Raw genomic sequence first — 23632 nt, 5'->3', positions numbered from 1 at the left:
CATAGACGAGACACAAAATCCGCCCATCAGAAAGTCTAAATTCATTATAATTGCACATGATCATCGCTCCCTTTCTATCCATGCAGGATGACTAATATAGGTAAAGTGGCACTCGGTTAAAATGAGCCTAGGCCTAGACAGCGCTATTCACCTAAAACCGTCTAAAACCTTGGCTTTTACCCTCTTCACCCTATCGCTAACAATTAACACTAAAGCAACAAATACGCGCTATTGCATCCTCCACTAGGGTTGATGCAACGACTCGTCTGTAGCCTTACTGCTGCATGGGCTAGAGCGCTCCCAACTTTTTGAGGCTATCTAGGGATTATCTAGGCCGCATCCAAAAACGGTTGAACCATATTGGTGCAACACGCTGAACAACGCCCATTGAATAGAAACATATCAATAACAATTCAGATTAAGGCAGCATGAGCCTAAAAACGCGTTCAATCACCCAAAAACAGTGTGCAGATCATCCCAGTTCGCCTGCTTTCGATGACTAAAAACGGGGAGCGGATAACACCTTCGCAGGATGAGGCCGCGACCGAAACAGTGAGCCGAATAGAAGGATCCATTTAGGCGCCATCAATTCACCCAGAACTACCAAAAAACTCACCTTTTGCCCTACCCTTTACGCCCTTCAAGTGTTAACACAACAGCAACAAAAGCGAGCCGTTGCATCCTCCTGTAGGGTTGATGCAACGGTATGCCTGTAGCCCAGCTGCCACATGGGTTTGAGTGCTCCCAACTTTTTGAGGGGATCTAGGGATTATCTAGGCCGCATCGAAGAACTGTTGAAGCATAATGGTGTGCTCCCCCCTATCAGAACGAAACATACCATTAACAACTAAGATGAAGAAAACGTGCGCTATTCTCACTCGTCATCGTCGCTCAACACACCTATATCAGCCCTATTTATGCCGGCTTCACCCACAGACATGAGTAAATGCCTGAACGACTAAAACATCTGCAGGTAAACACACGGCTAGATCATAGGACCAAGCGGAACAACACGCTTAGGTACGTGCCATTATCGACCACCGGCATTAGCGTATAACTGCGCATAGCTCATGATGTACATTAGGATTGGGCAAAGCCGACGACTGAGCATGAAGCGTAAGGTGATCGGGTGACGCGTCTGCAGATGAAAAGAGCACAGGTAAAGAGTACGCCGTACCAAGCCAGCGACTAGCCATGAAGCTTAAGGTGATCGAGTGACACGTCTGCAGGTGAAAATAGTGGTCTAAGAATAGGTTAAACCGAACTCACGATTGAACTGGATTAGTCTTAACTTAACCTGTAAATATTCAAATCACGATGCAATTAGACCCGATAGATGGCTTTAACCCACTTCTACCCAAAGTTTGCCGCAGCTCGAAGTTCAGACATTTATTATCTGATAATTTGAGATACATAATGTAATGACTACCAAAAGTAAGGTGTGATCATGAGGGATTTGATAAACCGTTACATTGAATCAAACTTACCTAGTCTGTTTCATGCGCAACACGCTGGCATTTTGCGTGAGCTTCATGCTCACGTGCTTTGATCAAAACTAGTGTCATTTGTCTATTCGCCCCACGGCAACTCCGAGGGGAGGTGTGTTCCTTGGAGTATTGAGTCGTTAGATAGCGATTCATCAGCAAAAATAAGCGTGACAGGATGAGAAAAAAGCTGAAACGATATCAAGTAATTACCCATCAAACTGTATAAAAAATCGCTACCGCAAAAAAGCAAATTCCTATAGCATCATTTATACCCATTTACATGGAGGTGGCAGCGGCCAAGTCCAACAAGCGATTTATGCCCTGCAAACAGTGCAGCGCATAAATACTAAGACGTTATGTTCAATGCCAATCCTCGGAGGTGGTCTAAACTATGGTTAATTTTTTTCTAGTAGTCACAATATTGTTTATTGTTCTTAGTACCTTTCTCAAACTTAGATATGTTGTGCTTATATATGTATTAGGTAACATTATATTAATTATTTTTTTTACAATTTCTGGCCAAGTCGGAGTGTGGTTTATTTTTCTTTTTCAAATTCCAGCTCTTGGGCCATCTTTTCTTGGTATCTGTATTGGAACAGCTATTGGTTATAAGGTTAGACCTATTGTTGACAGTAAACTATCAAGTTTCGGTAATGAATTTTTATATCGTTTAAACGCATCCCTAAGAAAGAATCAAGATCTAGAGTCTATTTTAAATTTAGATGGTACACCTAAAACTAGTAAAAATGTAAAAGGTGAGGATCGGCTTACTGACAAAAAAGATGTTCCAATTAAATAGTAAATATATTAAACAAATCGGGTAGCCGGAGGTGTCTAACCTCCAGCCCACTCCCTGCATACCTCCGCACAGGTCAGTTCATTTAGAACGCCTAACCTGCTTTCTGGTTAGGGTAATGAACGGCGATCCATCCATCTCTTAGTGAATACAATCCTGCTTTCTTTAGATACTCGTTACTCCGCGATTGTTGTATTCCTAGTGTTTTCGAGCTCCGTCATGGGGCTTTACTTGTGATCCCACAAGCAACGGCGGCTTAGAACCTGACCGTTTTTACTATGCGTAGGTTTATGTGATTACAGTGTTATGCTGAAAGTGAGTAGTAGCATTGCCTGACCTTAAGCGGGCGTTAACCTATAGTAGAGTTAAGGCTTTAACTCTAAAATGCCCAAAAATCAGTTAGTGAATCACTCTACACCAGACTGATTCATGCTGACCTTAAAACAGACCCATTTCGCCCCGTTTCTTCCTTTCAACGGGGCTTTTTTTTGCCTTAGCATGAATCAGATCTCTAGAGAACTGATTCATATCCCTGTTATGCCTATTCCAACTGGTGATATCGAGAGTTGATTAGTTTGTAGCCCAAAGAGGCGTTACTAATAAAATAGCTAATCCGAATCTGGCTAATAAGGTTTTGTCCCAGAAGTGTGGTGTTAAATAACGACTCTTTAATCTCTCTAGCACAATCAAGCCGGACTAATCACACACTCCAGCGCGGCCATATCGTAGCCCATGACAACCGCCTCACCTATGACAAAATCCAATACGACATCAACGACACATATACAACTAATATGTTGTATTCATACGCACAAACAACAAATTGATTGTATTTACACAAATTAACATCTCATTAGTTGTAATCAATAGCAAATAACAACTAATATGATGTTTATGAGCAAAAGATAACCGAGCCAACACCATGAAGCACCTCAGTGAATTAGCCACAGAACTCAAGCACTACCGAGAACAACTAGCACTAAGTCAGAAAGACATGCTGCTGAACATTGGTATGTCACAGCAACAATACCAACGAATAGAAAGTGGCAGTGATACTCGCTTATCGACATTACTGAGAGTCTTAGAAGGATTAAATCTTGAAATGATGATCGTCCCTAAACAGCACATAAGTGCAGTAAAAGCACTCATTAACCAAGCAACTTCAGATCCAGAAATTGACCGTCATTTGCCTAACAACTTAACGACAGAGACGGGGACATCTTGGGATAAGGTCTTACATTCAGTTGATGATAAAGAAGATAATCTATGAAACCTGCTGAATCAGTAGAGGCCCTCGCACTTTATTTAAATCATCAACGGATTGCGATACTCACCCATTATTCAGGTGGTAAAAACATTCTGAAATTTGACCCTGAATATATCGCGATGCCAAAAGCACTTCGACCAACATTAACGCTCACCCAGCTGCTAGACCCACATTACATCGATAAAATACAAGTCAGAACACAAAGATTATCACCGGTGCTGTCCAATTTGCTCCCCGAGGGCGCATTGCGGCACTGGATGTCAGCCGCGCTAAAAGTACATGAAAACAACGAATTTCCTATCCTAGCATGGGCAGGGAACAATCTTCCCGGCGGCTTAATAGCATCAGCCATAGCAAAAGAGAATATTCCAGCCTGGGCATTATCACCACGAGAAAGAACAGAAGCCATCGTAATCGACATCACCCACACCAGTAATAAGTTCTCACTTGCCGGTGTTCAAATGAAATTCTCGACGAGCAGAAACGATGGACGATTCAACATAAATGCCAATCAAGAAGGCCAAGATAGTTGGATTATCAAGACGCCTTCAACAGTACACCGCAACGTCCCACAAAATGAATACACCGCAATGAAGTTGGCACAAATAATCGGAGTGAACATCCCTGAAATTGAGCTCATCTCGCTTAATGCATTGGATAATCTACCTAACATCAAACTACCAGATGAACAAACTGCATACGCAATTAAGCGCTTTGACCGCAGTGATACGGGCCGTATTCATGCAGAGGACTTTGCCCAAATATTCGAAGTTTACGCCCATGATAAATACGGCAAATACAACTACGAAGCCATAGCTAAAGCTCTATACATGAGCAGCTACGACGGACTAAAAGACGTGCAGCAAATGGCAAGGCGGTTGCTGGCCAATATCTTGCTCGCCAACGGTGATGCCCACTTAAAAAATTGGAGTGTTATCTACCCTGATACCCAAAATGCGATACTCTCACCCGCTTACGATATTGTGAGCACCTTGCCCTACATAGAAGGCGAAACCGCCATTGCCCTCAACATGAATAAACAAAAGCTATGGTACGCCATCGATATCACCACCTTCCAAGCATGGGCAACGAGAACAGGCCTACCATGGCCCGCGATAAAGGTTCATTTACTGGATGCTATGCAAAAAGCCCGTACTCTTTGGCCAGAAGCACTTGCTGAACTCCCCATGCATGAAGAGCATAAAGCAATATTAAAAGCTCACTGGGCCAAACTACATAACGACTTTAAAATTCTCTGCTAGCTAATGATATCAGGCCCCAATAACAATATTGATTTCGGTTGTAACATCGGGGTATAGGTGTGAATCAGCTCTCCAGATATTTGATTTATCTTAAGGGAAAAAAACGCCCCAGAATCTCGCAAAAGAGGCACGAGGGGCGCGCGGTTGGTGTGAATAAGTTTGGTACAGAGTATTCACTGGCTCATTTTTGGACAGAAATAATTTAAGGTTAACTTCTGTCACTTTTCAGATAAGCGTTGCCAGAATGGGACATTAGTGAATAAAATTATTTTTAATGGCAGTTAAAATTGGGGGATCACCGTAGGACGTTGACCTTGCTAAACCCGAGGTGACCATATATACCCGCAGGGATTAGACCAGAACAGATTGCTACTTATTTTCTAACGACCGTGGCACTTTTTATACTTTTTCCCACTTCCACAAGGACATGGTTCATTTCTGACTGTTTTCCGTTTTTTTTCAGGTTCTATATTATTTGGCTCTCTAGAAGATATAGGGCTTTGGGTTCGCTCACTCATGCGTTTGGCCTCCTCATAAATATGCTCATTAGATTCAGTTTTTTCAGTCGGAACATTAACCCTAACATGTTGTGCCGTTTCATAAACTCTATCTTTCCCAACTTTGATTAACACTCCCATGAGTTCTTTCGCATCAATAGATATGGCTACAGCACTTGCTCTATCGTTTACCTTACCCCACTCAACTTCATATTGTGAGTTTTGCATCCAAACAAAAATTGGAACACCCTCTCCACCAAACGCGAAGTAACGTGCAGGATACTGATCCAAAGTTTTATCTAAATCAGAAAGATATTTTCCAAATTTATTACGAGCTTCCTCACCAAAATCACGAATAAGACTGTCCACAGAAAGCCATCCTGGGTTGCGAGAACTATCTAGTGCTGAAAGTGTCTTTAGAACCACATCAGGAAAATATTGAGTAGGTTTAGGTGCTGTTTCCCATTCTTCACTTTCGAAAAATATATCGACAATGCCACTCAACCCCTCACATATGACTAAGCCAGCACCTTCGCCTTTAGACTGTTCAATAATGTCTTGATCAAACCGATTTTTTGTTAGATATGCCCCTAAGTGATCGAACTCATCGTAAAGAAGCCCTTGCCTTAGGCCTGCAATTGCCTGTCGTACTTCCATATAATGCGCAAATACCCCTGGAGTAGGTAACATGCGTCTGAGTACAAAAAGATCATCAATTGAAATTGATATAAAGCTATGTTGTCCAAGGAGTGGTTTTACTTGAGATAAGTTTTTAGAAAATGCAGAGAAGGGCGAAAATGACTCAACGGTTAATCCAATAGGGAGCATTACGCGGTAATCTGAATGGCAAAGTCTTCCAATCTCCTCATACTTTCCATTTATTAGGTTAAATATTGGGACTTCATCTGCAGATTGTAGATATTCAAAAAAGCGCTCACATTGGTTGTAAGCCTTTAATATCAAGTCTTTTATAGACTGTGAATGACGTTTAAAATCTAGTTCAGGTGAAGCTATTGTTGCAGCAGCACCCGCTTTCGCTTCAACAAGATAAAGTACGTCATCAATTAACACTAGGGTGTCATTTTCTGCCCATTGTTTAGTCTTTGGATCTTTATAATACACTTCGTGATAAACAATAGCCCCAGCTAGTTGCTCAGCAAGTATGTCAGGAAAGGCTGCTTCACTCATGACTTTCTGCCGCTCTTTAAACGTTTCTTTATAGTCAGGCCTCTTTTGCAACAAGTTAAAAAGAAGTGAACGGTAGCCTGCGTCTCGAATAAAGCAGGGGTCTACAGCAAAATAGTCTTCATCAAGTTTGATTAAAGGTTTTTTTCGTGCAGGTAATGTCCTATAAGGTGTGCCTGAGTACTCACCGTCACCGAAGAAGTCAATATCTTCACCACGTTGATAAGCTAGATCAGCTAAAAATTCAGATGGTAGTTTTGTATGCCTACTAACATTGGTTATACCACCTCTTAGCATATCGTCCATTGCTAAGCCTGCATTTTTCTTTAGTTGCGGGTTTGCTTTGACCCATTCTTCCATAACGTCTTCGAGCGGTTTTTCCTGCTTTGCAGCGAAATCTTGAACAGCTTGAAACTGCTTCCTCATTTCTTTAATAGCTTTAGCTTGTCCCATACGAGTTGCATTGGCTAAATGTTGAAACCCTTCCGCAATTTCAATAGCCCCGATACCATAAATATCTTTTAAAACGTCATCGTGTGGTGCAAGCACATATTGATAAAACTCATCTTCTAGAACCTGATAGCGATTACCTCTGAGCATAACCCAAGATGATTTTGCATGAAATTCGATGTCCGCGGTATCAGAACCGAAGTCATCATTTTCAGTATTTACAGAAGAAACTATGGCAAACATCATTGCTTTATTTCGTAACTCTCTGCTAAGAGCAAATAATTCGCCACATTCAGCTTCATCAAATACCACGTCACCAGGATCCACATCTGATGCAAGAATCGCATGTACATATTCCAATAGAAATTGAACGTCATTTCTTTCCTCATTAGAAATATCAGTATCGAGTATTGACGAAGTAGTCTTGTTACTTTTCATCAAAAATTGGGCATAGATGTAGCCTAGAAGATCTTTTGGTGGCATCCCATTTACTAAGCTACGTATTTTAGCTGCGATTTCTCTCATTTCTTTCAATACGTTAGCGGCTACTTGTGTTGGTTCAATCAATTGAAATCCTTTATAGGTAAAGTGGAAATTTAGCATCGGTATGATTCGGCATGAATAGCTAGCGAACCAATGGACTCTGGCTAATTTGTATAATTACACACCCAAAGTCATATTCAGTCATATTCAGTCATAAAAGAAATTGGATCAAATATTGATAGTCAAAAATGTTATGAGTAATGGCTCTAAGTAAAAATAGGGCATTAATGAGCTAGATTCCTAACTCTAATTCGTGAGTTTTGGATTAAAATTACTGTGCATTAACGCCCAAGTTTTCGGGCAGCTGAAGCGAAGCGTAAGACGCTCCACAAAATTTGGTCGTTAAAAGGCTTAGCTCGACTATATAAACGATCGTTTGCAGTGCAAGGTAACCAAAGCAAATACAGCAATAGCAATGGGGAATAAATTACTTTCACTTACGCATAAGTATTAGTCTCACTTATGCAATAAAATTACGCCCGCTTACGACATTTTTTGTGATTTATTTCGAGGCCAAATGCGTTTGGTTATTGCTGCTAAATAACAATTTAAGCCCAAACAGCGCATTGCAGTTGAAAGTATGTATTGTATATTGAGGTTTGATATGAGCGTCATGTCAGTACGCTTATCCGATGAAGTCGAGCAAAAGCCAGTACAGCTACTGCAGTCAAGAGGTAGAACAAAATCTTGAAGATACATATGGAGCACTGAGATAAGAACTCCTGCCGGCAATAATGCGCCATGGGATCAACCAACAAATGATATTTCCTTGCAGCAAATAACCAAAGGCAATCCATCTATTTCGATAGGTCGTGATGCAAATGTGTGTGTATTTTAATAGCGAATTATTGTGCATAGGTATCTGTCAGAACCTTTGATAAAACCCAGTTAACGGGTTAGCAGTCTTGGTGGACAACCGTCTAACCCGCCAGCCCTCGCAAGAGGGCGTTCCTTCTAATTCATCCTATCCAGCAGTGCCATTTCGGCTTTTCTTAGCCAGAAGATGTAAGACTTTTTACTGTCAAATCCCATTAAGGCCCACTGCTCTTTGCAGAGGTAATGGGCGCGAATGGCGCGTTTGCAGTTTATGGATAACTGCTCAACGAGGTGGTCAAAATGCGCGACGTGGGCAGGCACGTTGAGTTCGTGCTTTAAGTTGCCGCCGCCCAAGGCTTCACCTAAACGGTCGCAGGCGCTGCGATTCGAAAACCCCTTTCCCAATTCTTGATACACCCAATAACGGCCCCAGCGATATAACCCTAACCGCAACGCCTTAATGTTCATCCTCTGCTCGGGTTCATCGCTAAAGCCCATTGGCCACCTCATTTATCTTCTCAATCGAAAGCTTAAACACATCAAGGCATATCGATGTCACATCGTCATAGGGCGCTGTAGTACGGCCATTTTCCCAACGTTGGTAAGTGTTGCGGCTAATGCCGTAAATCTCAGCCACTTCGTCTTGGGTCATGCCCCGTAAACGGCGCCCTACTTTCAATACATCCGCGGCGCGATTAGCCATAAATCCTCCTGTACTCAGGCCATAACCCAGTTGTTCTAGTTGTTCTAATTGTCATTGTCATAACCACCCCACTAACATTGGCTCGTCTGGCTCGCTCGGCTCAGTGGTCGATTGGCGCATAATCTCGGGCGCCACATCATCAAACCCCAGCGTGATTAAGTGCGCGTGGTAGGCATCTAACGCCATCAACATGCCCTTATCTAGGGTGCTGTTGACGTAAGTGCGCAGCAATAATGGCAAGGTGTGATTCAATATCCGCTCACCCACCATAGTATCTACGCCCATATCCGCAATAATGGTGCGGCACAGTTTTCTTAATGCGTGGGAGGTAAACGCCTTAAACCGAATCGTCTCACTCCAATACTGCGCGGTGCGAATGCTCACCGGCCCTACCTCGCCTGGGAACAAAAATGCTCGCTTGCCCACATGGGTGTATTGCCACTGGGCATAATGGGTTATTAGTTTCTTGGCAGTGGGCGTCATGGGCAGTCGGTGCTCTTGGCGGTTCTTGGCATTCTCGGCGGGAATAAACCAATAATCGCCTGCAAAGTGGTCCCATCTGGCTAAACGGGTTTCACCTATGCGGGTACCGAACATCAGCATTAACACAAACAACATGGCCACAGGTCTTGCTGCATTCCGTAATGCGCTGAATAACGGGCCCACGTCCGACTCGCTTAACTGCGTGCCCACCAAAGGCGGCATCTTCAAACTCATTTGCACCCGATACCCCGCCAAGCTATTGCTGTCTAACACCCGTAAATCGGCCGCAACCGATAACGCCCGCTTTAACACTTTTACCGCGGCTTTGATGTAATTGGCCGAGTAGCCCTGCGCCAACATGGGTTTGATTAAATAACTGTCCACCGCGATAAAGTTCAGCTCATTGAGTGGTAGCTCACCAAAGCAGCCGCTGAGATGTTTACTCACTAACGATTTGCAGTTACTGCGCCAGCTGTTGCTTAAGGTGCGGTTGCACTCCACATGGGTGACAAACCACGCCAGTAATTGCGCTACCGTGGCAAACTCGTTGCTGATTACCGTTTGGCCCATGCTGCGTTTGGCGAGCAAGCTAGGTAACTCGGTCAAAAAGGTCTTCAAGCACATCACTGGCCATACACCCTGCTTTTGCCACACGGTTTTGCCCGCCTCGTTCATCACTAAATACACTGAGGCTTGGCGTCTATCGGTCGAGGCCCGTAACCGCACCGCCGGAAACTGCGTGTCCCGAAAGTCCCGCGTTATCCCTGCCCGTAACCAACGGCGCAACACCGCATCGTTCAACTTGCCTTGCTCTACGCCTGTTGCTGTCACAATCTGCGCCATCTAGCCCTCCAACCGATATTCAAAGGTGTGATGGGTACCCGAGCGTATGCGTTTTACCCGCTGGTTAATCGGCATATCCCGAAACCGCGCACTTAAGGCTGTCTCGCTGTCGTGAACCCCAAAGCGGTTAAAGCTCTCTTGCTGGATTTCAAACAGGGTCCAAAACCGTTTACCTGTGATGATGCGCATTAAGCGTTCGCGCTGTGTCAGTGGTTTAGTTGCCATCGTTTGCCCCCTTAAGCCCAAGGTTGGTTCGTAAATTGGCAATAATTGATTTTGCCTTGGCCGGCTCAGTCGGCCGCGTCACTGTTTCGGGTAATGCTTTAGGCAACTCAATATCGGTCAACTCGCCGCGGCTAAAGCGCCGACACAACACTTTGTAATTGCGCTCAAACGTCATTAACACGTCCTTCTCGAGCCCAGTCGCAAACATCCAACTGCCTGTTTCACGCACCGCTAGGCGCACCACATCATGGCTCCACGAATGCTTGTCAGGGTGATGGTAATGGCGCGTCGCTTCCTTAAACGCCGCCTCTAACTTGGGCAGCCCCAAATCACAGGCCGTGGGTTGGCACCAAAGCGCAAACTGGCGCGGTGTCGGCCAAAACTGCCTGTCGCCCTGCTCGCGTCTGGCGCGATTCAACCCCGCTTGCACTTGCTCGCGGCTGGCAATCCCCTGCGCCGCCAAGGTTTTAAGCCACTCGGCTTTGTGGGTCGCTTCATCCTCAGGCCGCGGCGCACTCACCGGAAACAACACCCGCAACTTGCTAAACACGCTGTCCACAATCGCCATGTCCATCGCCGTGGGCTCAGGTTGGCTCACACGCCCCTGCCCAACCAGCGGCTGGCGGATTAAGGTCTGCAGTGATTTCATGCTCGCATTTTGATTAGCCGTCATATCAAGGGGTCCTCTGGGTCATACACCGCATAACTCCAATCCACTTGCCCAACAGCAGCGGCCATCGGTCTTGGCAACGGCGTTAGCCAGTGGCGTTCGCGGATAAACTTGGTAATGCCAAGCACAAACTGGCCGTTCGCGCTAAAACCCCAACTCGTATCCAGCGCCGCAGCCTCCTTCAACCAGCTCACCGCCAGCACACAATCGGCGTCGGTCAGCTTTTCAGCCTTCCACGCTTTCCATGCAGCCGAATCCGAGCCGCCTTTGCGATGGGCGGGATACGCTTTGAAAAACGCATTGAAAACCGACTTCGCACTCGTTGCTGGACAAGAGTCTTTTAAAGATTCTTTGATAGGTTCAAAAGAGTGACAGATTCTGGGTGCAGCTCCTGCACCCTCAGAGGGTGAATCTCCTGCACCCATGGGTGCATTTGCTGCACCCTCAAAATTGGCTAGGGGTGAATCTACTGCACCCCCAGTATTTTCTAGGGGTGAATTTGCTGCACCCTCAGAAAAAGGTAGGGTTTGAGCAGGTTTATCACTCAGAACACACGATGAAAAGTCCAAAATATACAGATTGGATGTATTGCGTTTATGCTCACTCTTGCGGGTAATTTTGCGCACCAGCCCGACGTCAACCAGCGCGTTAATGTGGTTAATCGCCGACCGCTCGCTTATCTCACAAGCCTGCGAAATATACTCGTAACTCGGCCAGCATTCGCCTTGGTCATTGGCGTTATCAGCAAGCTTGATCAACACCAACTTGCGCAGTGGATTACCCACCTTGGCCTTCATCGCTTTTACCATCAATTCCATACTCATAAGTCACCCCCAAACGGAGCAACCCACAAACTCGAATTGACGCAAACCCCATGCTTCAGTAACATGATATTGCCTCACTTAGGTATTAAGCCCGCGTTCGTCGCCAAACTTCAGCGGGCTTTCTTATGTCTACAGCAACGGGTCAACTGCAATGCGCCCCGTTGCCCTCCACTCGCTCGCCTTCACTGCCAAGCAAGTAAACCTTGTGCGCCAAGTTACTGCGTAACTGGCTAAAAAAATCACGCCGTTTAATGTGCACGTTGCGGCTTTTCGCGATTGCACTCATATCACCCGCACCTACATCCTCCGCCAATAGCGCAATAGAACGTTCCGCGCGTTGTTCTTCCATCAGCAGATAATTCATAATCCAATCAATGCTCACCGTCGGCAGCAACAACTGCTTTTCACTGCCCAGCAACGCCTTATCCACTATGTCGGTCGCGATAACCGCCCAACGCTCGGGGCGACTATGCTGCAATTCATCGCAGCTCCTTAACACCTCAACCATTCGGCCCACCTGCGTTCGCCTAAACAACTCCGCCGTGGTATGCCCATGAAAACAGGCAATGTCTTTGCCCATGTTCACGCCACTTAACGCTGCCCGTTCAGAGGTTGCCGCGCTAAGATCCTTGGTGTTAGGCTCAGTGCTATTAGGCATTTTCGACTTAGCTTTAAGCGCCATCGCCTTAAGCATTAACTGCCTTGCTTGCATAATGAGTAACGTCACTTGCGCGGTTTCCATTTCGGTAAGCGTGGCCACGGCGGGCCCATCAGCACTGCTAACTTGCCCATGTACCGAACACGCGGCGCCGCCCTCCAAACAACAAATTAAACATTCAGGATCAAACATCGTTTATCCTCCTCACTGCCACTTAGGTATCAAGCCCGCATTCGTCGCCAAACTGTAGCGGGCATCGGGATAACGGCGTTTTTTACGCACCCAGTTATCACTTAACTGATTTGTGAACATGCCATTCACTCCTTCTCTTATTTCAACAACTGCCACTTATGCCCATTGGCACACACGGCGCGTTTCGAGCCTGACTTGGTTTGCTTTAAAGCCAAACCGCACTGGCCACACGGCACATCAGCCACCCGCTTAAGCATCACCGCATTAATCTGTGCAGTGTGATTAGCCCGTTTAGGCCGATAACCTAACGCCCGCGCCACTTTTACATACTCTTTCGCAATCCATTTACCATCGGGTTCTAAGTGCAAACCGTCGCCGATCATGTCACCCAAGCGGATCAACTGTTGGTGCAACTCAGTCTTAGCACTGGCGATAACATTGATGTTCAGGTTCGATTGCGGCATCGCGGTCACTTCTCGGCCGCGAATTGCGCCGCCTTGCCACCGTGACTGGCTAAATACGGATACGCCAGCTCTAACGCCGCCATGCTGGCTTGCGTGGTCGCCGCCGACTCTTTTAACTCACGGTGCGCCGCCACTAACTGCTCGCGCTTGGGCTCACAGCCCAAATGGATCACCGCCACTTGCGCCTCGGCGTTCTCTTTGGTGAGCGACGCCGCCATATCGGCCACATGCAACACATGGCCATCATTCATGCGGTCGGCAATCACCGTCACCCCAGCGCAACCAAACACATCGTTGAGATACTGCACCCGCAAATGCTCAGGCAATGCCGCCACCAGTGCTTGTTCAACATGAAACAAGCGATCAGCCTGCGGATGTTGACCCTCGTACTGACCGAGCCAACGGAACAGCTTTTGCGCATTGATCCGCGCATCGTTATGCACGTCTTGACTGCTGGCAAAGCTAATGCCCTCCGCCGCCAGCACCTCACTCAGCCCGAGGCGCTCAACCGCCGCAACAAAATCTATTGCCAATGCAAAGCGCGTCATCTTGGGTAACTCCAACACCCGATGAATCGTTTTCATCAACAAATTCAAACGGCTATCTTTTTTACGTGAATTGGTTTTCATGCTAATAAGCCTCTCTCTGTTAACGTGTTAGAACGGTTCAGTATTAAGCGGCATGCTCAGGGCTCATTAACGGCAACTCAGTCGCCTTGAGTTCACCACCAGTTAACCGTTCGATTTGATAAGCGCGGAGTTCGGGAACGTCTTCCCCCCACTGGCTAATTGCCGATTTAGTAACACTCAAAGCCTCAGCCAGTTTTAGCTTGTTTCCAAAATGCGAGATCGCATCTTTCGTTTTCATAGACAAACTCCGACAAGTAATTTTAACCGAGGTTAAGAAAACTCAACTCAAATGTCAACAAAAGAAAAGGTAACTTGACTTACGTTAAGTTAAGATAGCTTTACTATGATGAATGAACGCATTAAACAAAGACGCAAAGAGCTAGGTTTTACACAGCCAGCCATTGCCAAAAAAATAGGCTTAACTAAAGCCACAGTATCGCTTTGGGAATCAGGCTCTACCTCTCCCAAAGGCGAGAACCTGCATGCCTTAGCTAAAGCCTTAAGCTGCTCACCCGAATATCTTCTCTTTGGAAATAAAGAAACTAAACCGGAATCCAACGCTGAATGGGCTGGCGGATTTGAGATATGGGACAGTGATACCCCATTAGGGGAAGATGAAGTTGAAATTCCGTTTTACATGGAAGTGGAGCTAGCCGCAGGGGATGGCATTCTTGATAGCCGCGAATTTAAAGGGCCAAAACTGCGCTTCACTAAGAGCACCCTTAAGCGCCAAGGTGTAAATAGTGACTATGCAGCCTGTGTCAAAGTGAATGGCAACAGCATGGAGCCCATATTACCCCACGGCTCAACAGTCGGTGTTGATACGTCAGCCACCGATGTGATCGACGGCAAAATGTACGCAGTAAACCACGATGGCATGCTGCGTATTAAAGTGCTGTATAAATTACCCGGTGGTGGTTTACGCCTTCGCAGCTACAACACGGACGAATATCCAGACGAACGCCTCGATGCCGACCAAGTTAAACAGATCAAAGTGATCGGAAAAGTTTTTTGGTATTCAGTACTTTTGTAAAACAATTTAATACCCCAAATAGCTCTTCTAACGTATTTTGGGGTTTTACCTTAGTTAGGCAATTAGTCAAATTCGGATTAACCATTCTATTAGCAACTAAGGTATGTAACACTTCAATCACTGGCTTAGTGAAGTTTGCGGATTTTTGGCTCCAAAAAATGTGACAACTTTAACAAGTACCAGTGCATTGACTTGTTAAGTTCCCCCACTCGATTGACGAGCTTCATGAGCAAGACCAGATTCCTCTGCTGCATGCTTAAATACCCAATCGGATTCGACATATGACTGATTTATATTTACTCCATTTTCTTTAAGGCAGAATAGCAAAGTACCTATTGCGGCACTTCCCATAAAATAGAGAAAAGATAAACTGTTATATTTTTGTTTATTAAAACTAGCTTCATCAGATGGAACAGTTCCGGGATTGTAAACACCAATATGAAATAAAGCACCATAAAGAGTTCCGTGCAAAGCCTCAGAAGCATCCGCATAAATCATTAACACATGTACCAACAAATTTTTACCAGATTTTTTATCTAAAAAATCAGCTCTTTTATCAATATTTAGCTTTGTCCACCTCGGTATTTCTCGTCCATTTTTACTCGTGAATTTATCGACAGCATTTTTATAGTCTTGAGGTAATTCATAACCATCACTGGAAAACTTCAAACTGATTTTTTCTTTTCCATCAATCACTACTCCCCTAGAAAGGCTCCTTGCTGCTTTGTTCTTTGTGTAATCAACAAATGAGTTATATTCATCATCAGGCGCGTAAAGTAAGTAACTAAAATTAATAACCCTTTCCAATAAAGCCCTTGATATGATGTAACATTGATTGATACGGGAGTGAGTTGCCAAAATATCTAGTGATATTGAATCTTCAATGATCGCGGCTAATAATGGATACAATTTTACAGGTCTATTCGATTGGCAATTTCTTACTGTTTTTTCGCATGAGCCCAAAATATTAATATGCTTATGGAAACATTCTCGCCAAAGGAGCATACCCTGTTCTGTTTCCATATCTTTAAAGTCAGACATCGTACACTCCAAGAGGAATTTAACTTCTTAGTATTTATGCACAGTGCTGTCTGCAGCGCATAAATCACTTGTTGGACTTGGACGCCGCCAAATCACAATTAATTGGTATTTATTATAGTAATTTGCTTTTCTGAGGCTTGCTATATCGTATCGAGCGTTTCCGAATTGATAGTATTGATTTGTAATGGTTGCATTGAGATTTCCTTGTCATCGTAGTACCCATACATCTGTTAAATCTAGCTGGTTCTGGCAGGCTTGAACATTCATCTGAATCGCTTTTAAGCTCAGCACTACGCCGGAATCACTGAAGTCAACGCATAACTAAAATGCCACACGTTGCGAATCGCTCCTCAAAGCTTTGTTAGGCATCTTTTACGGCTAAACATTGGTTCTCTTGCTTGAATTTGACAATTTTCATATAACTTAGCATGTACTCTTTATCGCCAGTATCAATTGCATTCCTAATGTGTTCAATGAAATCCCAGAGAATAGCACGCCACTTAAATGAGCTATAGTTAAATACATTTTGAGTAATCATTGTGGTGGTCAAAATGGAATTATGAATAACAGCAATTTGAGAAGGGAATTCATCTACAGGCTCAATTCCAGTAATGGTATAAAAATCTTGTTGTCCATCATTTGACATAGGATGTACATGCATCGACGCGAGGTCGTAACCAAATTTATATAGAAAATCCAGCCCAATATCCTTTGCGACGCTTTCAGCTTTTGGACGAATCCATTTAGGTTTTACTTTCTGAATATTCTTAACTCTTTCAGCAAAACTATCGTTAAAAAAATATACTTGAGATGTTTGTTCAAATGGAAACCTCTTGTCACTTTTTGCTAAGTTATTAGCCTGAACTTGCTTATAAATAGACCAGTCATCAAATAACTGAAACTCATCATATTTTACAATGTGTTCCAAATGAAAAAAACGATCCATCTGAGTTCGATAAATAGCCCAACAATCTTGATAGTTATTAATTTCCCATAAATAAAAAACCCCTTTCAAACTCATTGATGTTTTTGCCAAAAAATTTCGGAGAATTGTATTCTTTGTATCTAAACTCGGCTCTTTTGCAAACTCAAATAATAGTAAACCGCAAATACTTACCAACGCATCTTTAATGTCGTTATATTCTTCAATCGTTCTATACTGGTCCATAAAATTTCCTGATGCCTAACGTCGCCATAACTGGAGCAGATTTTCTGCGTCCGGCGCCGTAGTCTCGTAGTTAATTGCCTTGTTAGGCAGTTTCAAGACACAACCTTTGTTAAAGTTCTTGATTCAGAGACAATTTTATTTTCTGGCTTACCATGGAATGTGGTATTACCAACCATCATTTTACCATCATTCTGAACGATAAAAACATAAGCTCCGGTATCAAAACCTTTTCCTTGCGCATCTTCAAATATAAGAGTTACTTGATGACCAGAGATAGTTCCGTGGTATTGAAATTTCCTTTGCGACTCTTGACCGCCTCGCGTTCTAGTTCGAATACTGGTTCCCTTAATAAGACAACCGGTTTGCTCTAAATCTATTCTGCCAGATTTAGTTACCTCACCGTTTCTCTCCTCGGTTACATCCCATGAACCAGCTACACGAACACCGCTATATAAGCACTTATCTTTGAAACTCGGCCAAGCACACTTAAGTACTGCATATAGAATAGCTGTGGCTGTCAGGCTTGATAGAACCCCTATCCAAAAGCCTGTTATATCTACTGCTTCCATATTTCCTCGGATTTATCGATGCCTAACGTCTTAGTATTTATGCGCTGTGCTGTTTGCAGGGCATAAATCGCTTGAACATTTTATTAGTGCGCGCGCATTTATCTCATTAGATTAGTTAAAATGACGCGCACAGTTAACTACTTGTATTGCAAAGAACTTATCAGCTTTCATTCGAATATACCATCAGGAAAACGCAAATGTGAGTTTTCCAAACCTATTATCTAACCGACATAAAACCTAAACTATTAAATTTTAATAGTTTTACCTTTACAGCATTGAGATAGCGCGCGCAGAAATTGACTTATTTGAAGAACTACTCACTCGTATGATTACGATTTACAGTCCACGCATTAGCAAGTTTTCGGACATAACAACTCATTCAACCTCCCCAGCAAACATGACATTACCTAGCATCCCCATAAACCCTCTTTAGCTCAATACCTTACTTTACATAAACACTCGTACAAAAAGCCATCAAATCAAAATCAACTAAACTTTAGTCAAGTTTTTTAAACCATTTAACTTGACTCGATAGTCAAGTTATCTTAACTTTGTGCTTGTAGTCATTAAACCCACTACCGAGGACAAGGAAATGATTCTAGCGAAAGTTCATACCACACCTAAGCAACGCGATGAGTTTCGTCTACTGGTTGCCATACGTTTTGCCTGCTTGATGGCGCTGGCTAAGGGCCACACCGACCCGATGGATTGCCCACGGGTGCAAGCCCGTTGCGCCGAACTGGTCAAGCATTTTGCCTATCACCACCCTAGCCCTGCCTTTTACCGCCAGTTCATCCGCCACACGGGCGAACTCGGGCTCAATTTCAGCCTGCGCTTCACTGAGCCCCAACAAGGTTTGTACGGCAAGGTGATGGTGTGGCGTAACGACTCGCAAGCCGTCACTAATGTGCATCCGCTGCACACGATGACGACAGCCACGCCCGTCGGCCGCTAAGCAGTAGAGCCACAGAGCCGCCGCGAACATTCACGATTTAGGCTATCTAGGCAAAGCAACCGAGGGGTGATGGTCCATATCCCGATAACGATAACGACGACAGTTTCACCTTGTTGGAGGCAATTATGTTTTTTGTTTATGGCGTGTCCATGACCTTAGCGAAAAATCAAGCGGCCAAAAAGTGCAGCACCTCTGTGGGCGCGCACCCTAACCGCCGTCAACTGAGCCCTGCGGAGTACCAAGCTAAGTTGGATGATATGGCGCTGCACTTGTTTGAAACCATGAAGCCACAACGCCTGTCGCATTCGTTATCGACGCCCGCGCTGTGCCAGCAATACATCGTTTTAGCCATGACCCAAGAAGCCCACCGCGATGTGCACATTCGCTATCACAAGCTGTCGGACAAGGTGAACCCCAAAACCAAGAAACCCATCATCAATCTGGTGGTATTTAACGGCGAAGCCGCAGCTTAGCCCTGCTTAGTGCGATGACGAGAGAAGGAAAGCAGCATGTTAACTGATGACAAACCGCTACACAGCGATATCAAAATCGGCGTTGGCCATATCGTCGCGTTTAAGGAAGGTTGGATGTTGCCCGGTGGCAAGTTTACCACCGACCGCACTGTCGCCATTCGTGCCGCCAAAGGTTTGCACCGTTTCTTGGTTAGAAGATAAGGAAATCAACATGAGCCAATTTGACTACATCAAACAGCATTACGCTGTTCCAGCCGAAATAGGCCGCTTAGTTAAAGTGAATGGCCGTTCTGGCGTGATCATCAAAGATTGCGGCCATCACCTTGGCGTTAATTTTGACGACGATAAGCCAGGCGTTATTCGTCATTGCCACCCAACTTGGGAAGTTGAATACGGCGAAATTGGCAGTATCCGCAAAACAACTAAGTCACAGCAGCGCTATAAGCGTTATTTAGAGTACGGCGACGGCTTTAAAAACTTTATCGAGTTTTGCTACTGGGACGCAAGTAAAAATCGCTCATGGAACGGAGGTGCAGCATGAATCAACAACTCACCCTAAAGCAAATTGCGGCAAGGGCGTACTACCAAGCGCATAAGGAAAGTATCAAAGCGCAAAAACGCGCTAAATACGCACCTAAAGCGCGAAAGCTAAAAGTGATGAAAGTAGCCAACTCATCTACTACATCGCCATCAATAGTTGCACCTAAAACACAAGCAGTACGATTTCAGCAGGAAAAGGAACCTGTAATTCAGTCCGTGAGGATATCGGCTGAAGATAAAGTTCGCTTGGATAAACGCCGCCGCATCGAGAATATCAAACTAGCTAAAGAGTTGGGCTTAAGCATTGAGGATTTTGAATGATGAACCACTTACTCCCGGGCTTTGAATCACAAGAGCGCGTTGCGTTATTGCTTTCGCTTACCCGCATTAGTTCGCCCGAGGTGATCGCCGCGTTAACGCTGCATTACACCAGCGCCCTACCCGCAGAACGCGCGGCGGCTCGCCACGGGATTGAACTGTCGAACTTTATGCGCGGGCAAAAGAAGTTAGAGCAAATCGCCGCCACGGTCGAGGCCATTAAAGCCATCGACTGGGCCAAGCTGCAATCAAACCCTTTACAATCAACTCCTTTGCAACCAAAGCAGGTGGCCTAAATGACTCAATCAGCGGCGTTTCGCCATCTGTTAAATCATTTCCGCAGCCATAAGTTAAGCCTGTTACTCAAGGCCACAACGGGCGACAGCATCAAAATCGCGCTGGCGCTCGGCGCGCTAGACTGCCTGTACTGGCAAGCATTGGGCAACGGCTTAACCAACCTCGCTAAGGGCATTAGCCGCACCATAGTGTATTCGTACCGATATCACCCAATGCGCCTGCCCTGCCATTCGCCTGTCAGCCAAACACGTACCAGCCAAAACAAGGAGGCGGCATGAATACGTTTAGCACTAAAGCGGGCGTGGTCACGTTATCTAAGCCCTACTTCACCTTGATGTGCGATCAGCAACAAATCGAAGTGAAGTTCACCCCCAACAACTATCACGGCTGGGGCATTTGTAAGTCTTTTAACGCCATCGAGTGCAGCGACTTCGGCCAAGCCGACGCCGAAGTATTCGCACTCAACGCAGAATCAAAACTCAGGATAAAAGGAGAAGCAGCATGAACCCGATACAAGCAGCAACAGTAGAACGTGAAGAAGGTTATTGGACCCATCCAGATTTGCCCGAGTGGGATGAAGGTGTGACCCGCGTGGAGTGTGAAGCATGGGCAGCACGCCAAGGCGGCGAGTTTGTAGCGATTTGGTTTGAACTCGATGCCACTGAACATCAGATCGAGCGCTACTTTGACGAGGGCGACACCGATATCAGCGATTGGAACCCCGTTTGCGACAAGGCCGGCTCATTCTTGCTGAGTATTCACGACACCGAAGATGGCCCCGTCGCGCTGTTCTTCGCCCCGAAAGATAAGGAAGCAGCATGAAGCAGCTTTCACTATCTGAACGGCTAAAGCAGTTCGCTACAGATCAAGACGACTTATCTCGTCGTGGTGAAAAGAATCTTGCGGCTGAGGCAGCGCAAGAAATTGACACACTAACAGCTGAGCACGACCAGCTGGCGATGCAGGTGGATAAGCTAAAAACCTTCATATCTACACAAGCACTGCCAAACCTATTAGTACTAAGAAATGACTATCCACAGTGCCTAGGAATCGAGAGTGCAATAACTGATGCGAACGAGCTTCTAAAAATTTGTGTCCATGAAAAAAGCGTTACAAATGGTGGTAAACAATGAAGAAGATGGCAAAGCCTGCTGGGCTAATAGTTTCATGTCCACACTGTTGCGGTGAAAACACGATTTACGCATCAGATCTATGCGAAAACGAATTTGTCTGTTCATGGGCGCATTGCGAAAAGGAGTTTGCAACGTGTGGCGAGGATGATTTTCATCGTTACATTGAGGATGGTAAGCAATGAGCTGGTCAAATTGTGGTGAAGATAGTAACGGCAGACCCATTGGTTATGCCTTCGAAGCAACCTGTGATCATCCGGGTTGCCACAAACAAATCGACCGTGGTCTTGCTTATGCGTGTGGTGGTATGCATGGCGAAGATGAGATCAGCTGCGAGGGTTATTTCTGTGAAGCGCATAGACCAACCTTTGTCGAACATTGCGGCAGTACCCATCAGATTTGCAGTCAATGCACCAAAGCATTAATCGACTCTGGTGAATGGCAAGAAGATGAGGATGAAGGCTGTTTAACGCAGGTAGGTGCAGCATGACGATGAATGATCGAATGAATCATCTAATTTCAGAAAACTCAGAACTTAAAGCTAAGGTCGCTGAACTTGAGCAGCAAGTTGCCGTTCTCAGCCAGCGCCCTAAATTCGATTTATCGACAACTGAAGGCCGTGAACAAGCCGTTATCGCTAGATTAGAGATACTAGGAGTCTAAAATGTCCTATAAAAAACCTTCCAAACTAATGAGGGCCAGTGAGTGGTCTGAACGTGAGTTTGCATCTAACTCGGCCCCACAAAATCGCACCATTAAAGGTTGGATTTTACGTGGTGTGATCCGCGGGATCATCGTCGATAACAAGGTGTATGTTTACGAAGACCAACACTTTGGTGTCGCGCCCGCAGTTAGCAGCGCGGTGTCAGAATTAATAGCAGCCTCAAGGTAATTAACATGGTACGCCCTAAAAAGTCGCATAATAAAAATCTGCCTCAGCACCTTAAGTTTGATAGCTCCAAGGGCACTTACCGCTTTACGTTGGTAAATGGTGTTCGCAAAACACTGGGTAAAGACAAGGTGCAGGCAATTCAAATTGCGGTTGAGTACAACCGCATTATGCGACCGACTATTGGCTTAAGTGTGGATCAGTTAATTGAAGCCTCAAGCGAGTCGCCTCTGGCTGATGGCCAGTCATTTGCCAGCCATGTGGACCGTCTTTTAGAACTGATATTTAAAGAGGAAATGCCAAGTAAACAACTGGCCAGTACCATGCGCAACGATGCCGAACGGGTTAAAGCCTATTTTGCCGAGGTTAGCAGCCAAGAGATTAGCCTAGAGCATATCAACGGCTATTTAAACCAATATCATCCTGATGCCAGCCCCAATGTGCATAACCGTAAGTTGGGATTTTTAGAGAAACTGATTAACTACGCGATCGACCAGTCCATCATGTTAGATAATCCAGCCTCTCGAAAAATGAAAAAGCGTAAAACCAAAGGCAAAGAACGCCAACGCCTAAGCTTTGAAGTGTATCAACGAATCCATGCCGCGGCGCCACTGTGGTTACAAACGGCAATGGACCTTGCTTTGCAATCGACCCAAGCGCGCCTTGAAGTTTCGCGGATTAAATACAGCATTAAAAAACCTAAGGAAGGCCAATGCGGTTGCCTATGGTTTGATGAACCTGTCGATGGCATTTACGGCACCCTATTTATTCACCGCCAAAAGGTAGAAGAAAAAGAAGCCAGCCATGTGGCCATACCGATTGGTGAAGTATTGAAGGCCATTATTGATAAGAGTCGAGACGGGCTACTTTGCCCTTATGTGGTTCATCGCCGACCAGACAAACAGAATAAACAAAGTGTGGCCACAGACCACCGCTATCAGCTTGATCCTAATTACCTTAGCAGAGCCTTTTCGGCGTTGAGGGATGAGTTAGGTCTGTGTGACCATTTAGAAATGAGCCAGCGCCCAACCTTTCACGAGATCCGCGCGCTATCTGCCAGATTGTTTTCTGATATGGGTGTTGACCCTCAAGGTCGGATGGCTCACACCGATGCCAAGTCCACCAAAATCTATGTGCGGGATCACCTGCAATGGACCGAAGTTCCACACGCTGAGATTAAATTCAGCCATTAATAAAACTAAGGCAAAGCACTAATAGGAAAAAG

Annotated in this window: 32 protein-coding genes; 18 read left to right on the top strand and 14 right to left on the bottom strand. The window is 45.1% G+C overall.

From position 1 onward, the window contains the following. Positions 1–1878 precede the first annotated feature (1878 nt). The 3 genes from L5M29_RS13575 (at position 1879) to L5M29_RS13565 (ending at position 4812) form a co-directional block, all read left to right on the top strand. Positions 1879–2286, top strand: a complete 408-nt coding sequence (locus L5M29_RS13575; protein ID WP_263168257.1) for a hypothetical protein — start codon at positions 1879–1881, stop codon at positions 2284–2286. 919 nt (positions 2287–3205) lie between these two features. Then, positions 3206–3553 carry a helix-turn-helix domain-containing protein gene (locus L5M29_RS13570; protein WP_012089893.1) on the top strand — a complete coding sequence of 116 codons (348 nt, stop codon included), beginning with the start codon at positions 3206–3208 and terminating at the stop codon, positions 3551–3553. Then, positions 3550–4812: a type II toxin-antitoxin system HipA family toxin gene (locus tag L5M29_RS13565; RefSeq protein WP_263168254.1), complete on the top strand. Its 1263-nt coding sequence runs from the start codon at positions 3550–3552 to the stop codon at positions 4810–4812. Before L5M29_RS13570 ends, L5M29_RS13565 begins: the two co-directional genes overlap by 4 nt. 380 nt (positions 4813–5192) lie before the next feature. On the opposite strand, the gene L5M29_RS13560 is transcribed toward L5M29_RS13565, so the two are convergent. The 11 genes from L5M29_RS13560 to L5M29_RS13510 all read right to left on the bottom strand — a co-directional run bounded on the left by L5M29_RS13560 (position 5193) and on the right by L5M29_RS13510 (position 14232). Continuing rightward, entirely contained in the window at positions 5193–7511 is a 2319-nt protein-coding gene (locus L5M29_RS13560; RefSeq protein ID WP_263168252.1) for an SEC-C domain-containing protein, read from the bottom strand. A 930-nt stretch (positions 7512–8441) separates the two neighbouring features. Further along, positions 8442–8801, bottom strand: coding sequence for a hypothetical protein (locus tag L5M29_RS13555; RefSeq protein ID WP_006082022.1), 360 nt, complete (start codon positions 8799–8801; stop codon positions 8442–8444). After that, positions 8791–9006, bottom strand: coding sequence for a helix-turn-helix transcriptional regulator (locus L5M29_RS13550; RefSeq protein ID WP_006082023.1), 216 nt, complete (start codon positions 9004–9006; stop codon positions 8791–8793). The genes L5M29_RS13555 and L5M29_RS13550 overlap by 11 nt, the downstream gene beginning before the upstream one ends. Positions 9007–9063: 57 nt before the next feature. After that, complete coding sequence (locus L5M29_RS13545; RefSeq protein ID WP_263168249.1) at positions 9064–10332, bottom strand: tyrosine-type recombinase/integrase; 1269 nt, start codon at positions 10330–10332, stop codon at positions 9064–9066. Then, complete coding sequence (locus tag L5M29_RS13540) at positions 10333–10557, bottom strand: hypothetical protein (RefSeq protein WP_106650792.1); 225 nt, start codon at positions 10555–10557, stop codon at positions 10333–10335. Beyond that, positions 10547–11230, bottom strand: coding sequence for a replication protein P (locus L5M29_RS13535; RefSeq protein ID WP_263168247.1), 684 nt, complete (start codon positions 11228–11230; stop codon positions 10547–10549). Before L5M29_RS13535 ends, L5M29_RS13540 begins: the two co-directional genes overlap by 11 nt. Then, positions 11227–12051: a helix-turn-helix domain-containing protein gene (locus tag L5M29_RS13530; protein WP_263168246.1), complete on the bottom strand. Its 825-nt coding sequence runs from the start codon at positions 12049–12051 to the stop codon at positions 11227–11229. The genes L5M29_RS13535 and L5M29_RS13530 overlap by 4 nt, the downstream gene beginning before the upstream one ends. A gap of 142 nt (positions 12052–12193) precedes the next feature. Further along, on the bottom strand, positions 12194–12901 hold the full coding sequence (locus L5M29_RS13525; RefSeq protein ID WP_263168244.1) for a hypothetical protein: 708 nt from the start codon (positions 12899–12901) through the stop codon (positions 12194–12196). A 137-nt stretch (positions 12902–13038) separates the two neighbouring features. Then, the gene (locus L5M29_RS13520) at positions 13039–13365 is read right to left on the bottom strand and encodes a hypothetical protein (protein ID WP_012088966.1); all 327 of its coding nucleotides are present in this window, start codon (positions 13363–13365) and stop codon (positions 13039–13041) included. Between the two features lie 5 nt (positions 13366–13370). Beyond that, positions 13371–13994 (bottom strand): hypothetical protein, encoded by a 624-nt coding sequence (locus tag L5M29_RS13515; protein WP_263168241.1) that lies wholly within the window; start codon positions 13992–13994, stop codon positions 13371–13373. A gap of 43 nt (positions 13995–14037) precedes the next feature. Continuing rightward, positions 14038–14232, bottom strand: a complete 195-nt coding sequence (locus L5M29_RS13510) for a Cro/CI family transcriptional regulator (RefSeq protein WP_012089987.1) — start codon at positions 14230–14232, stop codon at positions 14038–14040. A gap of 105 nt (positions 14233–14337) precedes the next feature. Between L5M29_RS13510 and L5M29_RS13505 the strand changes: the two genes are divergently transcribed. After that, the gene (locus L5M29_RS13505) at positions 14338–15027 is read left to right on the top strand and encodes a helix-turn-helix transcriptional regulator (protein ID WP_263168238.1); all 690 of its coding nucleotides are present in this window, start codon (positions 14338–14340) and stop codon (positions 15025–15027) included. 195 nt (positions 15028–15222) lie between these two features. On the opposite strand, the gene L5M29_RS13500 is transcribed toward L5M29_RS13505, so the two are convergent. The 3 genes from L5M29_RS13500 to L5M29_RS13490 all read right to left on the bottom strand — a co-directional run bounded on the left by L5M29_RS13500 (position 15223) and on the right by L5M29_RS13490 (position 17805). Next, positions 15223–16068: a DUF5677 domain-containing protein gene (locus L5M29_RS13500; protein ID WP_263168236.1), complete on the bottom strand. Its 846-nt coding sequence runs from the start codon at positions 16066–16068 to the stop codon at positions 15223–15225. 361 nt (positions 16069–16429) lie between these two features. Next, the gene (locus L5M29_RS13495) at positions 16430–17236 is read right to left on the bottom strand and encodes a DUF5677 domain-containing protein (RefSeq protein ID WP_263168235.1); all 807 of its coding nucleotides are present in this window, start codon (positions 17234–17236) and stop codon (positions 16430–16432) included. A gap of 92 nt (positions 17237–17328) precedes the next feature. Continuing rightward, entirely contained in the window at positions 17329–17805 is a 477-nt protein-coding gene (locus tag L5M29_RS13490; protein WP_263168233.1) for a hypothetical protein, read from the bottom strand. A 592-nt stretch (positions 17806–18397) separates the two neighbouring features. Here L5M29_RS13490 and L5M29_RS13485 point away from each other — a divergent pair. The 14 genes from L5M29_RS13485 (at position 18398) to L5M29_RS13420 (ending at position 23600) form a co-directional block, all read left to right on the top strand. After that, on the top strand, positions 18398–18760 hold the full coding sequence (locus L5M29_RS13485) for a hypothetical protein (RefSeq protein WP_259520239.1): 363 nt from the start codon (positions 18398–18400) through the stop codon (positions 18758–18760). A gap of 125 nt (positions 18761–18885) precedes the next feature. Continuing rightward, on the top strand, positions 18886–19233 hold the full coding sequence (locus L5M29_RS13480; protein WP_263168231.1) for a hypothetical protein: 348 nt from the start codon (positions 18886–18888) through the stop codon (positions 19231–19233). Positions 19234–19269: 36 nt separating this feature from the next. Continuing rightward, complete coding sequence (locus tag L5M29_RS13475) at positions 19270–19434, top strand: hypothetical protein (RefSeq protein WP_006083880.1); 165 nt, start codon at positions 19270–19272, stop codon at positions 19432–19434. A gap of 10 nt (positions 19435–19444) precedes the next feature. Then, positions 19445–19774: a hypothetical protein gene (locus L5M29_RS13470; RefSeq protein WP_263168228.1), complete on the top strand. Its 330-nt coding sequence runs from the start codon at positions 19445–19447 to the stop codon at positions 19772–19774. After that, positions 19771–20094, top strand: a complete 324-nt coding sequence (locus L5M29_RS13465) for a hypothetical protein (protein WP_263168226.1) — start codon at positions 19771–19773, stop codon at positions 20092–20094. Before L5M29_RS13470 ends, L5M29_RS13465 begins: the two co-directional genes overlap by 4 nt. Beyond that, positions 20094–20387 (top strand): hypothetical protein, encoded by a 294-nt coding sequence (locus L5M29_RS13460; RefSeq protein WP_263168225.1) that lies wholly within the window; start codon positions 20094–20096, stop codon positions 20385–20387. The genes L5M29_RS13465 and L5M29_RS13460 overlap by 1 nt, the downstream gene beginning before the upstream one ends. Continuing rightward, positions 20388–20666, top strand: a complete 279-nt coding sequence (locus tag L5M29_RS13455; protein ID WP_263168222.1) for a hypothetical protein — start codon at positions 20388–20390, stop codon at positions 20664–20666. Further along, positions 20663–20893, top strand: coding sequence for a hypothetical protein (locus tag L5M29_RS13450; RefSeq protein ID WP_263168220.1), 231 nt, complete (start codon positions 20663–20665; stop codon positions 20891–20893). The genes L5M29_RS13455 and L5M29_RS13450 overlap by 4 nt, the downstream gene beginning before the upstream one ends. Beyond that, positions 20890–21210, top strand: a complete 321-nt coding sequence (locus tag L5M29_RS13445; protein ID WP_263168219.1) for a hypothetical protein — start codon at positions 20890–20892, stop codon at positions 21208–21210. Before L5M29_RS13450 ends, L5M29_RS13445 begins: the two co-directional genes overlap by 4 nt. After that, a complete protein-coding gene (locus tag L5M29_RS13440) occupies positions 21207–21521 on the top strand; it encodes a hypothetical protein (protein ID WP_263168218.1) in 315 nt (104 codons plus the stop codon). The genes L5M29_RS13445 and L5M29_RS13440 overlap by 4 nt, the downstream gene beginning before the upstream one ends. Before the next feature lie 178 nt (positions 21522–21699). Further along, on the top strand, positions 21700–22008 hold the full coding sequence (locus tag L5M29_RS13435; protein ID WP_263168217.1) for a hypothetical protein: 309 nt from the start codon (positions 21700–21702) through the stop codon (positions 22006–22008). Next, a complete protein-coding gene (locus L5M29_RS13430; RefSeq protein ID WP_263168215.1) occupies positions 22005–22181 on the top strand; it encodes a hypothetical protein in 177 nt (58 codons plus the stop codon). Before L5M29_RS13435 ends, L5M29_RS13430 begins: the two co-directional genes overlap by 4 nt. 1 nt (position 22182) lies before the next feature. Continuing rightward, the gene (locus L5M29_RS13425; protein WP_173497744.1) at positions 22183–22410 is read left to right on the top strand and encodes a hypothetical protein; all 228 of its coding nucleotides are present in this window, start codon (positions 22183–22185) and stop codon (positions 22408–22410) included. 5 nt (positions 22411–22415) lie between these two features. After that, positions 22416–23600, top strand: coding sequence for a recombinase (locus tag L5M29_RS13420; RefSeq protein ID WP_173497743.1), 1185 nt, complete (start codon positions 22416–22418; stop codon positions 23598–23600). Positions 23601–23632 lie beyond the last annotated feature (32 nt).

This window comes from Shewanella sp. SM95 (genome assembly GCF_025653595.1).
GTDB lineage: Bacteria > Pseudomonadota > Gammaproteobacteria > Enterobacterales > Shewanellaceae > Shewanella > Shewanella oncorhynchi.
This window is presented reverse-complemented; position numbering and strand designations above follow the sequence as displayed.